Here is a 12,518-nt window from a genome sequence, read left to right as displayed (position 1 = left end):
CTTAGACGACACCTTTAGTTTCCTATTCTTTTAATTGTTTCCCCTTCGATTAGTTCCGCATCTACAACAACCCTCTTTACTATCGTTGCCCTGGGATTCTCTATAGCACTTATAAGCTCATCTGCGGCAATCCTGCCGATCTCCCTGGTGTTCTGACGAATTGTTGTAATCTTAGGATTTAACATCTGCGAGAATCTTGTTCCATCGTAACCTGCAACAGACACATTCTTCGGACTATGCAATTTCATATTCTTAATAGCATTCTTGCCTCCAACAACAGATAAATCATCTGGATAAAAAATACATGTTGGCGGTTCCTTTAATTTTAACAGCTCATATGTAAGCTTCTCAGCTTTTATCGAATCAAGATAGGTTGATTCTTTAATGTATTCATCTGGAACTTCTACCCCTAATTCACCCATTGTCTTATAAAAGGCTGCCAGACGTTCTTTCGTAACCTCTGATTCAACGTTTCCATAAATATAAGCTATCTTTCTGTGTCCCCTGCTGTACGCGTAACGTACTAATTCACTCATCCCTTTCACGTTGTTAGAATTGACCGATGTACTGCCATTGAAAATGTAGTCGATGGTCACAACTGGTAATCTCCCGTTAACCATTTCATAGATTTCAGGATTGCTGAAATCCTCACAAGCTACAAGCACGCCATCAAAATTCCTGTATAAACAGTGTTCGTAGAAAGTCATCTTCTTAGAGTGATTGCTTACAAATGTAATATCATACCCCTTCTTCTCTGCTTCATTCTTAAAACTCTCAAGAACCTCGGCAAAATACTCATGTGCAAGACCATTATTAAGAAGAACTCCTATGTTATATGAACGGTTCGTCTTAAGTGCTCTGGCTGCTGAATTCGGATAATATCCAAGTCTGTTAGCTGCCTCTTTAACTTTCCTGCGTGTCTCTTCACTGATGTCACTATGGTCATTGAGAGCTTTACTTACTGTAGCAATTGAAACTCCACATTCTACAGCAACATCTTTCATAGATACCATAGATTCATTCCTTTCATGCATTACTTAATCGTTTTCGTAGCTTTACTATAACTCATATCAGATATAAATGCAAGTACTTTTGTAAATTTTACTTATTTTTCTATATATCATCGTATTTTTTGTGCATTTCTACCAATTCTTATTCAAATTCAAAATAATCATTGATTTAATCCAAGCCTTAAAATATACTTATTACTATAAAATCAATATTAGAACTTGTACCTTAATGCACTTAATCGTTTTCTATAAATTATATGTGTACAGGAGGTATAATATGCAATTCGGTTTTTTTGATGACATCAATAAAGAATATGTCATAACCACACCAGAAACTCCATTGCCATGGATTAATTACTTAGGCTGCGAGAATTTTTTCAGTCTTAAGAGCAATACCGGCGGAGGATACTGTTTCTATAAGGATGCCAAGCTGCTCCGACTCACAAGATATCGCTATAATAATTCTCCTTTAGATAACAACGGCCACTACATTTATATTAAAGATGAGGATACCATATGGAATCCTGGATGGCAGCCATCCCAGACACCAGTTGAGGATTATACATGTCGTCACGGACTTGGATATACAGTGATTTCTTCATCTAAGAATGACATTAAAGCTACACAGACTGCTCTCGTTCCTATTGGAGATAATTGTGAACTTGATAAACTTACTATTAAGAACACAGGAAATTCTGTTAAACATTTATCTGTATATTCTTATATAGAATTCTGTTTATGGAATGCAGTTGATGACTGCAACAACTTCCAGCGTAACTTCAGCACAGGCGAAGTTGAAGTTCAGCCAGAGATTAATATTGGCACCGCTGCCATGTCAGCAATATATCACAAGACAGAATACCGTGAGCGGCGTAACCATTATGCTGTTCATGCCGTCAGCACTGCTGCCAACGGTTTCGATACAAGCAGAGAAAGTTTCATCGGTACATACGGAAGTCCTGCAATGCCTAAAGCTGTTAAAGAAGGTATATCTTATAATTCTATTGCAAGCGGATGGTCACCTGTTGGATCTTTCAGAATCGATATTAACCTTGAGCCGGGCGAGGAAAAAGAATATGTATTCATTATAGGATATGCAGAGAACCCTGATGATAAGAAGTGGGAATCATTCGGAATCATTAACAAAGAACCTGCATATGCCCTTCTTGAAAAATACAACACTCCGGCAAAATTTGATACAGCTCTTGCTGCTTTAAAAGATTACTGGACTCATCTTCTCTCGTCTTATATTGTTGACACAGAAGACAAGAAGCTCTGCCGTATGGTTAATATATGGAATCAGTATCAGTGCATGGTAACATTTAACATGTCAAGATCTGCTTCCTATTATGAGTCTGGAACCGGACGTGGTATGGGATTTAGAGATTCCTGCCAGGATTTACTTGGCTTCGTACATCTTATTCCTGATTCAGCAAGACAGAGAATTCTTGATATTGCTGCTACTCAATTTGAAGATGGAAGTGCTTATCACCAGTATCAGCCATTAACTAAGAAAGGTAATTCTGATATTGGTTCAGGCTTTAACGATGATCCTCTCTGGCTTATTGCAGGAACAGCTGCATATCTTAAAGAAACAGGCGATTTCAGCATTCTTGATGAAAAGGTAGCATTTGACTGCGATACAAGTAAGGCACAGCCACTTATGGAACATTTAAGAAGGTCCTTCAATTATACAACTACTCATCTTGGACCGCATAAGCTGCCACTTATCGGAAGAGCTGACTGGAATGACTGTCTCAACTTAAACTGCTTCTCTTCTGCTCCGGGTGAATCTTTCCAGACTACCGGACCATCAGAAGGACCTGTTGCTGAATCGGTATTTATCGCTGGAATGTATGTAAAATATGGCAATGAATATGCAGACATATGCCACATAGTAGGTCTTTCAGAGGAAGAAAATGCTGTACGTTCCCATGTTGATGACATGTATAAAACTGTTCTTGATGCAGGCTGGGATGGTGAATGGTTCCTTCGTGCATATGATGCCGAAAGCCGTAAGGTTGGTTCACATGAATGTGAAGATGGACAGATATACATTGAGCCACAGGGCTTCTGTGTTATGGCAGGTATAGGTGTCAAAGAAGGACTCGCACAGAAAGCTATGGATTCAGTAGAAAAAATTCTTGATACAAAGTACGGAATTATGATTTTACAACCAGCTTACAGGTCATATCATCTTGAACTCGGCGAGGTATCTTCTTATCCGCCTGGATACAAAGAAAATGCTGGAATATTCTGTCATAATAATCCTTGGGTATCTATTGCTGAAACCGTTATTGATGATAAAAACAGAGCATTCGAAACATACAAGAAAATATGTCCGGCATATCTTGAAGAGATAAGTGAGATACACAGGACTGAACCTTATGTATATTCACAGATGATTGCCGGCAAAGATGCCGCAAGCTTTGGTGAAGCCAAAAACAGCTGGCTTACAGGCACCGCTGCATGGACATTTACAAGTATATCTCAATATATACTTGGTGTAAGAGCTTCATTTGAAGGACTCACCATTGACCCTTGTCTGCCTGATTCCATTAAGAATCTGACAATTACAAGAAAATTCAGAGATGCTGTATATAACATTACTATCAGCAATGAGAAGCACGAAAGAGTTTCTTCTCTTATTGTCAATGGCAGTGAAATCAGTGGCAACACTGTTCCATATAATAAAGACACTAAAGTATATAATGTAACTGTTAACATCTGACAACTATAAAGAAAGGAATTATTATGTTTGATAAGAACTTTTTATGGGGTACCGCCTCTAGTTCCTATCAGATAGAGGGAGCCTTTACCGAAGATGGCAAAGGTCTTTCTATCTGGGACACATTCTCTAATAAACCGGGTAATATTGCACATGATGAGAATGGCAATAAAGCATGTGACCACTATCACCGCTATCGCGAGGATATTGCACTTATGAAAAATCTTGGTATTCAGGCATACCGCTTTTCAATTTCATGGTCACGAATATTTCCTGATGGAATTGTTAAGGATTCTGACGGCAATATCCGCTACAACAAAGCCGGACTTGATTTCTATGATAAGATTGTAAACTTATGCCTTGAAAATAATATCAAACCATTCATAACGATTTATCACTGGGATTTACCTCAGGCACTTGAAGATAAAGGTGGATGGCTCAACCGTGAGACAGCTTTCGTATTTGCTGATTACGCTGAATTCATATGTAAACATTTTTCAGACCGTGTAACTAATATTGCTACCATCAATGAACCACAGATTATATCCGGACTCGGATACATGCTTGGACTTCATGCTCCTGGCAAGAAGCTTGACACAGTATCTGTCCTGTCTGTAATCCACCATCTTGCACTCGCTCATGGTCTTGCTGTCACTAAGATGCGTGCCGTTGCAAAACAGCCTGTAAAAACCGGTTTTTCCAGCACTGGCGACTTGTGTTTTCCTGCAAGTGAATGTGACGAAGACATTGATGCTGCAAGAGCTGAATGTTTCAATATTGTTAAAGGCAACATGACATTTAACCACACTATATTCTGTGACATGACATGCCTTGGCAGATATCCTGACATTGCTGGTACAGAATTACATCTTGAACCTGATCTTGAAAAAATCGGACATTATGAAGAACTGCCATTCGTAAAAGATGGCGATATTGAACTGATACATCAGCCAATTGACTATCTTGGCATAAATGTATATAACGGACATGAAATAAATGCAGCCGGCCATATTAACAAAAAACCAGGCAGTCCACGAACAGCTCTTGGCTGGCCTGTAACTCCCGGTGTTATGAATTATGGTATAAGATATCTGTATGAAAGATATAATCTTCCAATATATATATTTGAGGATGGACTTGCCTGCAACGATATCATAAGTCTTGATGGCAAAGTCCACGACAGCAACCGTATCGACTTTCTGACAAGATATCTCACAGAGCTTGAGAAAGCCTACAAAGCCGGTGTTCCAATACTCGGCTACTTCCACTGGTCATTCACAGATAATTTCGAATGGCACAGCGGCTACGACCCAAGATTTGGGTTAGTATTCGTAGACTATGAAACACAACAGAGAATTCCTAAAGATTCCGCTTATTGGTATTCTGATTTAATTAAGAAGTCATCCAACTAAATATTGGTATTCATAAGTGTGCATGACGCCGTGGCATCTGTATATATGACATGTTCTCATGGATTCCTGCATCTAGTGTGAGTAAATGCTGCCATCTATAGAGTTTATTACAGTGCTGGAAATCAAACGCGCTTCGCTTGAACGAGATTTCCAGCACTGAACTTTTATAGATAACGGCATTAACTCACACACGATTCGGAATAAATCGAACATATCATATATACAGACGCCACGGCTGTTATTCACTTAATATACGGCAATTCATTAGGATATGCATATATAGAAGTACCTCGGCGGTTGTACGCCCTCATGCCCATAACCCAATTTAATCATTCCTACGATTATTAAAGTACACAAAATTATCAATTGCATCGAATATATCATCAAAATTCTCCCTTGGAGCTGCGTCTATGTATGCTTTTAGAATTGCATTTTCTTTCTCGCCCTTGTAACGTCCATAGAATATGTCATACAGGTTATGTCCTCTGACATATTTTCTGATATTCTCCATGTTGTCTATGATGTCCTGTCTTGTCTCAATTGTTATGTTCAGTTTTTCTAACATATTCTTAGTGCTGACAAGGCGGTACAGGTATTCTTTATATTTGGCATATAATATATCATAGAACTGGTCTACACTTTTTACGACGCCTATTTTAGTCATTATCTCAGGGTCAAGAAAATAATTCTCAAATGAATAATATTTTAATATAAGCACATTACGGTCTGTTACTCTTGGCAGATTGCCATAATCCTGCTTTGCACGCTGCTTATAGTAATTGGTAAGCTGGTCTCTTAAACGGTCAGCATCCTTACCATCTCCATCTCTTATCATAAGGAACTCATCCTTAAGATATAATGTATTTATATATTTCAGATTGGCATAAGTCTTGATGTTTGTACAACTGTTAGTTGCAATTATCGCTATACGATTGAGATTGCCATTCTCATCTATAACTTCTGAATAATATTTCTCCAGAAGTAGCGGCAGACGGCTTCTGTCCTGTTTTCCTTCCACTATAAATACAAAGCTCACATTCATAAGGTCATTAGCAGCATACCCAAGATCATCTAATATATCATCAATATCCGCCTCCGGAGTAGCAACTGTATTATTATCTCTATCGTTAATCACCTGACGAATCTGTCTTGTAGTAAAGTTAAATAACATCTGCGGTGAATGCGTGCAGAATATAACCTGATTCTTTCTTGAAAGCTTGTACAGAATTTCACTTGCTATCTTCTGTAACTGAGGATGAAGATATATTTCCGGATCTTCAATCAGAATAATGTATGGCACAGTACTTCCATATTCCGCATAGGTTTCAAGCAGTGACAGGATGTAGATACTGTTCAGTCCATCAGAAAGGTCATTGACATCCCCATCAGTGTCACGCATTTCATTGTGAACAATTGTATCAACATGCATGAGTTTTTCTGCATCAAATGTAATCTGATAATGAATTCTTTCTCCAATGCCACCATTGTTCTTAAATTTTTCATTAAGTTTGTTCTCAAAATTAGCAAGATTAAAATTAAACAGCTTATACTGCATAAGTCTCGCTGTTTCTAATAAAGATAACTGTTCCGGTTTCTTGCGGTTAATAATTCCTATGCAATTAAAGCACTGATTACACATCTTATGCTTATCAAATATACACACGTTATCTTTAAGGTCTGCATATTCCGTTCCACCCTGCAGCATGATAAGATCTTCCTGAATTGATGACTTACGTCTCTCGTGGTCAACATAGAATATTCTCGGAAGGACTGTTTTTATATAAATATTGTTCTTCTTAACTCCGTCCCTGTACTTAATCTTACCATCACGGCTATATACATATTCAAATTCAAGAATACCATCCTTTAACGATGGAAGTTTATTGCAAAAATCCTTATACCACAAGTCATAATGCTTAAAAGAACTGACCTGTCCCTTCTGATACAATACAGCCAGATCCTCATCTTCAATACTGATGCGAACTGTAATGCTTATATTACCTTCGTTATCATTGAAATCTCTTAATGAAACTTCATAATCCCCGGTAACCGCTCTTATTGCGTCAAGAACCACACTCTTTCCTGCATTATTTCTGCCAACAAGAATCAGTACATCTTCAATATCATTAATCTCAAGTTCTCTGATTGATTTAAAATTTCTGATTAAAAGATATTCTATCCTCATACCTGTCCTCTGCCCCCTGATACATTTCTGCCAGCATATATTCTGGTGTATTATCATTAAATGTTGATATTCCTTTACCCGTATTAGGATTCTTTTTGGAATATACCATATCCACAATGAATGCAACTATCAATGCCGCACACACTGCACCAACAACCCTCAGTTTAATCTTTCTGAAGAAATTATCAAGAAGCGGTGCAATAATATATACAATTGCAACTCCGCCAAGTCCAAATACTAAAAGACCTTCCGCACATATTCTTCCATTAAGGTTAAGAAAATATCCGTTATAATTCCACCATCTTCTTCCGCAGCTGATTTCCAGATACAGCGATGTAAAATATTCAACAAATCCGCATAAAACTACTGATGCAAAGAATTCCACAACAGGCTTATTTCTTAATTTTTTAAGACATATCAGTATGAGTATCCCACCTGAACCATATATAGGAAGCCATGGCCCATGAAGAACACCTCTGTTTACAAATGTATGTGACGATATCAGATGAAGCGTAACCTCCCATATCCATCCCACAAAACATAACGAAAAGAATATCAGTATAAGCGATGGTATTGAATAATTACGCATATACACTGTATTTTCAAGGTCAACTCTGTGTTCCTTAAGATTGAAAAGGCGGGCAGGATAGGCTTTTCCAACTGCTTCTGCTTTATTCTTACTCATACGAAGCATTTCCTTCTTTTTTTCTTCAAATTCCAGCTCTGCCTTGCTGTTAATAAGTATTATGCCAAATGTGTTGGCTAAAAATACTCTTAATTTCTTCAATCTTCTTATTCTCGAATTGTGGTAATCATCAAAATCCATCTGTGGCTGTGGGCTATCTATAAGTTTAAACACATCTGCATATGCATTTTTAAGCTGCTCTTCTGATGGTCTTTCATACAGATATGAATCATTAAGCCACTGAACCGCCTCTGGTTCTTTTTCAAGATATACTGCTCTTACATTTGCATAGAATTCTGCATAAAATGCAGCTTTATAAGGATTCACAAACAGCACTCCTACAACTCCTAATGTTGCCATTCCAATCACTGTCCAGCCAATGAATGATAATCCATACAGAAATGCCCTCCATTTGTAGCCTTTCATCATCTTTCTTGATAAGGTTATAGCCTCATTTGCCTTCATATCAGGATTCTCCGCGATAATGTATGGCACAAGCATGTAAGAAAAATGCTTCACAAATATACCTACAATTGTAAGTGACCATAATATTTCATATACATTATTGACAATAAGCACCCACGATGCTTTCATCCATCTTTTTACCCGGAGAAGAAACATGAACTTTCCAGGTGGAACAGCATCATATGTGCGCGTTTCAAGCACTATTCTTCTTGATATAACAAGATAAGTTTTCTTGATAAAAAATGTTATAAACACATATACCATAAGTGCCGCTATAAGAAGTATAAGCACTACTGCTCTTCTTGAACTTATGACTGATGATAGTGAATCCACAAATGTAAATACAATTCCACCTGATGTTATAGCATTAACTAAAGATGCAAATACTCCTCTTGTTCTGCCCAATACCTTGGTTGAATTGTCTTTGGCCTCTGAAACCTTCGCATCAGACTGCGTCCTTCCAAAATCATCGTCACCCGTGATTACTGCGCCCATTGCCTGAACCACAGAACTTACAACCGAACTGTTAGCGACAGTATCAACATTTGCTTCAACCGATGCTGCACCCTGAATTTCATTGTTAACTGTTCCTAAACTTTTAAAGGCTTCCATTGTCTCTGTAAATTCAGAGCCAATGAAAGCCGCAAAAAGGCAGACTGCTACTAACAGCCAGTAATGTTTTTTTAAGTTCTTCTTAGCATTTTTAGCAAGTTCTTTTCTCTTAAAATCCATATCCCAACAATCTTCTTTACTTATTAAGTACAGTCTTGCGTACTACTCCAAGCGGATCTTTAACCATAAGTATAACAATCCATATGATAAGTCCGAAAGCTACCACTGATAAACCCAAAAATGCGTCATTAAGCATATCTGATGATGCCGGAGTAAAATACTCTGCCCCCAGTTCAATATATTCCACAACTGCATCTACCATCCACATAAGTGATGCACCCCAGTACATAAGCGCAAGTGTTCCAAGTTTTAACTGCGAACGCTTGTCATTAGTATACCATATAATAGTAGTTATAACCGCTGCGAATACAGCTATAAGTAATGTCATAATTATCTCTCCAATCCTTTAACTTCTGCTTCCTTAGCTGCTTTCTTTTCTACTCCGGAAGCTATTGCTACCATGCCGACCCACACAGCTGTAACAACCACTGCCATGCCAACACCGGCAGTTGCCATCTCTTTAAGCATCTGCACAGCATCCTGAGCATTACCTGCTGCTGTTAAGAATGGAAAGAAAGGAGTAACTTCTCCATGCCATACATGCTCGAATGCAAGTAAAGCTGTTCCTCCCCAAAGCATATTATTAAGCCATCTTAGATTTCTTGAAAATGGAAGCACCTTTTCTTCCTTAACTGCTTCTACAGCTCCTTCTGTCTCGCACGAACATATTTCCTTCTTCTCTTTCTTTTCAACAATCTTAGTTATCGCTGTTGTAACGATAGCTTCAGTACCTGGTACTATAAAACATGCCATATTAAATTCCTCCTGATTCACGATGCATTTTCATGTCCCAAATGCATATATTTATATGTATTTTACCTATTTCACATTGGATTGTCAAACATTGTAAAATATACATTTTCACATATATTTTCTCTTTATTCCCTCTGCTGAATATGATATAGTAAAGCAGATGAGATTCACTTTGGAAAGGAGATGTTCTTATGAAAAAGAGCTTTAAAAGACTGTTAAGCTGCATATTTATAATAACTTTCTTCCTTGTTGGCATGTGCCTTGACAGAGCCAATGTATCTGTTCCTGAAGTGGACTCTTTTTCTGTATCAGAAGCTAAGGTATTCGCTACGCCTGAGCCTTCTGTCAGTGATACCATGCCATGTACAACTGAAATGCTTGGACTTGTGAGAACATCAATCACCAATCTTACAGCAGACAGAAGCAGTTCCCGCAATGTATTACGCATATTCCAATTCTTACTTTGCGGTCTGTGTGCAGCTATCGGTATCAGTATCTATTTCAAATCGACAGGCGTAATGCATGATTCTATCACATGCAGCACTACTGTCACTCTTAATTATATCCATCAGACTGACGGCAAAAAATAACAGATTATCATTAAATCAGAACATTTTCTGGTAATACATTATTTTTATATATTATTAGTAATATTAAACAACTATGTGAAGAGGCAATAAATATGAATATTTTAATGATAATCGGTATTATTCTGGGTGGAGGTGTATCTGTTGCATCCACCGTTGGAATAACTGTAGGTATTTTCGGGACCATTGTATATAAATTTTACAGAAAGCTTCGTTTCGGAATATCTATGTTTGACTAAGTTTGAAAGGATGAATAATAATATGTTAGGTAATATAACAGTAGGTATCGTCATTGTTCTTGCTGTTGCTGCCTGTGGACTTGGTGTGTGGCTTGACAGAGCCAAGTCAGACAGCCAGGACAACAGCACTGACGCACAGTCTAAGAATTAAATGATAAAGGCGGTCACATCAGATTATGTTCTGATATGACCGCTTTTCTTACCACTTTTACTTGCTTTCATGGTAGCTGTTAAGCAAATCTTCAATTCTCATATTAATATTTTCAGGAAATGTTGCATCATTTCCGATTTTAACCCACAAATCAATGTTCTTATATTTCTTCTCTCCCATTGTATTATGTCTGTCCTGCTTCGAAGATACTTCTATCTTTACCATTGCACGCTTCTGCTCAAGTATCGGAATAAGCACATAATATAATCTGTCATCTTTAAATGATATGTATCCCGCTTCTTTTCCCGAACGAGTCATTAAATACAGTCTATGCTTTTTTATTCCTGCCGGAAACAGCTTCATTCCAGCTTTGATAAATCCAGATTCAGGTGACATTTCAAGCATTGCTCCGACATAAAATACATTTGCAGCATCATCAATTGATGTAAGAATATTTCCCAATGTATCTGATGTTGCAGTAAACTGCTGTGCTAACAGATATGCAAGTTCTGCCTGATATATGATTTTGTATTCTGAATCATGCACTCTTCCTGTTTCTTCATCAATTCTGTTAAGAAGTTCCTCACTACATTCATATATACTGCGCAGAAACAACTTAAAATCCTCATCTGGCATCCACATATATCTGCCTCGTGCAACCTTAAATCTTCCAATGTTGTTGCCATTGTAATCTTCAGCATAATGATACACATTGCGTTGGCAAAAGGCATGTTCATTCTCTGGAGCTGTAAAATCATATTCTTCATTTTCCTGATCAGTGCCATAATATTTCTCATCATATTCGGAATATTTATAATCATATTTATAGTTACTCTTCAATGATTCCTGCCCAGTCTGATTGAAAAGAACAGTATATGCTTCATTAATTTCATATGCACTGTATCTATATACATTTTCTTTGTTTGATTTATCTCTGTTTAGCACAGCATCCGGATGCACCATATGCATAAGCCGTCTGTACCGCTTCTTCAATTCCATCTTAGTAATATCTGATCTGACATCAAATATTTTATATGCCTGCTGAACCGTCATAAATACTGTATTCCTTCTACATTTTTTCTAAGTTATCATACACCATTTTTAAAAATTTTACTATTTTTATTATTCCTGTTGACAGTTATATTGTTATAGTGTACTATTGTGCTAGTACACAGGTACGCGTCATGTGTACATTACCTATTACAGGAGGAGGGATTATGGATTATAAGGCTAATACACCGATTTATCTTCAGGTAATTGATGACATTAAGAGAAGAATTCTTACCGGAGAGATTAAGCTTGGCGACAAACTCCCTTCGACAAGGGAACTTGCCGTACAGTACACGGTCAATCCTAACACTGCTGCAAGAATATACAATGAACTTGAACAGTGTGGTCTGTGCTATACCAAAAGAGGTCTTGGCACATTTGTATCAGAGGATGTGCATCTGATTGATACATTAAAGGCAGAACTTTCCAGTGAAATGATTGAGACTTTCGTTTCCGGAATGACAAGCCTTGGGTTTTCTAAAGATGAGATTATTAATCTCATTAAGAATTATCACGAATAA

The 12,518-nt window shown here is 37.5% G+C and carries 12 protein-coding genes; 6 read left to right on the top strand and 6 right to left on the bottom strand.

Annotated features, from left to right (window positions below):
• Positions 1-14: 14 nt before the first annotated feature.
• Positions 15-1,013 (bottom strand): LacI family DNA-binding transcriptional regulator, encoded by a 999-nt coding sequence (locus GKE48_RS04645; RefSeq protein WP_022097897.1) that lies wholly within the window; start codon positions 1,011-1,013, stop codon positions 15-17.
• Between the two features lie 274 nt (positions 1,014-1,287).
• Here GKE48_RS04645 and GKE48_RS04640 point away from each other — a divergent pair, with 274 nt between their 5' ends.
• Positions 1,288-3,741 (top strand): glycoside hydrolase family 94 protein, encoded by a 2,454-nt coding sequence (locus GKE48_RS04640; protein WP_154300545.1) that lies wholly within the window; start codon positions 1,288-1,290, stop codon positions 3,739-3,741.
• Positions 3,742-3,764: 23 nt separating this feature from the next.
• The gene (locus tag GKE48_RS04635; protein WP_154300544.1) at positions 3,765-5,150 is read left to right on the top strand and encodes a GH1 family beta-glucosidase; all 1,386 of its coding nucleotides are present in this window, start codon (positions 3,765-3,767) and stop codon (positions 5,148-5,150) included.
• Between the two features lie 325 nt (positions 5,151-5,475).
• On the opposite strand, the gene GKE48_RS04630 is transcribed toward GKE48_RS04635, so the two are convergent.
• From GKE48_RS04630 to GKE48_RS04615, 4 genes are read right to left on the bottom strand one after another with little or no spacing between them, the layout of a single operon-like run.
• Complete coding sequence (locus tag GKE48_RS04630; protein WP_154300543.1) at positions 5,476-7,335, bottom strand: ATP-dependent nuclease; 1,860 nt, start codon at positions 7,333-7,335, stop codon at positions 5,476-5,478.
• On the bottom strand, positions 7,301-9,217 hold the full coding sequence (locus GKE48_RS04625; RefSeq protein WP_055214450.1) for a DUF975 family protein: 1,917 nt from the start codon (positions 9,215-9,217) through the stop codon (positions 7,301-7,303). The genes GKE48_RS04630 and GKE48_RS04625 overlap by 35 nt, the downstream gene beginning before the upstream one ends.
• Positions 9,218-9,233: 16 nt before the next feature.
• Complete coding sequence (locus GKE48_RS04620; RefSeq protein ID WP_012740807.1) at positions 9,234-9,545, bottom strand: hypothetical protein; 312 nt, start codon at positions 9,543-9,545, stop codon at positions 9,234-9,236.
• A 2-nt stretch (positions 9,546-9,547) separates the two neighbouring features.
• Positions 9,548-9,970, bottom strand: coding sequence for a hypothetical protein (locus GKE48_RS04615; RefSeq protein ID WP_154300542.1), 423 nt, complete (start codon positions 9,968-9,970; stop codon positions 9,548-9,550).
• Positions 9,971-10,161: 191 nt separating this feature from the next.
• Between GKE48_RS04615 and GKE48_RS04610 the strand changes: the two genes are divergently transcribed.
• The 3 genes from GKE48_RS04610 (at position 10,162) to GKE48_RS14920 (ending at position 10,947) form a co-directional block, all read left to right on the top strand.
• A complete protein-coding gene (locus tag GKE48_RS04610; RefSeq protein ID WP_154300541.1) occupies positions 10,162-10,560 on the top strand; it encodes a hypothetical protein in 399 nt (132 codons plus the stop codon).
• Between the two features lie 92 nt (positions 10,561-10,652).
• Positions 10,653-10,796 (top strand): hypothetical protein, encoded by a 144-nt coding sequence (locus GKE48_RS14505; protein WP_022097890.1) that lies wholly within the window; start codon positions 10,653-10,655, stop codon positions 10,794-10,796.
• Positions 10,797-10,818: 22 nt separating this feature from the next.
• Positions 10,819-10,947 (top strand): hypothetical protein, encoded by a 129-nt coding sequence (locus GKE48_RS14920; protein WP_278286691.1) that lies wholly within the window; start codon positions 10,819-10,821, stop codon positions 10,945-10,947.
• A gap of 57 nt (positions 10,948-11,004) precedes the next feature.
• Here the strand turns inward: GKE48_RS14920 and GKE48_RS04600 are convergent, their stop codons facing one another.
• Entirely contained in the window at positions 11,005-12,000 is a 996-nt protein-coding gene (locus GKE48_RS04600) for a J domain-containing protein (RefSeq protein WP_117914329.1), read from the bottom strand.
• A 164-nt stretch (positions 12,001-12,164) separates the two neighbouring features.
• On the opposite strand from GKE48_RS04600, the gene GKE48_RS04595 reads away from it, so the two are divergent.
• A complete protein-coding gene (locus GKE48_RS04595; RefSeq protein WP_119211548.1) occupies positions 12,165-12,518 on the top strand; it encodes a GntR family transcriptional regulator in 354 nt (117 codons plus the stop codon).

The sequence above is a fragment of the Lachnospira eligens genome, from assembly GCF_009680455.1.
GTDB classification, from domain to species: Bacteria; Bacillota; Clostridia; order Lachnospirales; family Lachnospiraceae; genus Lachnospira; species Lachnospira eligens_A.
Note: the sequence above shows the minus strand (reverse complement) of the source record. Positions and strands in the feature narration are given on the sequence as shown.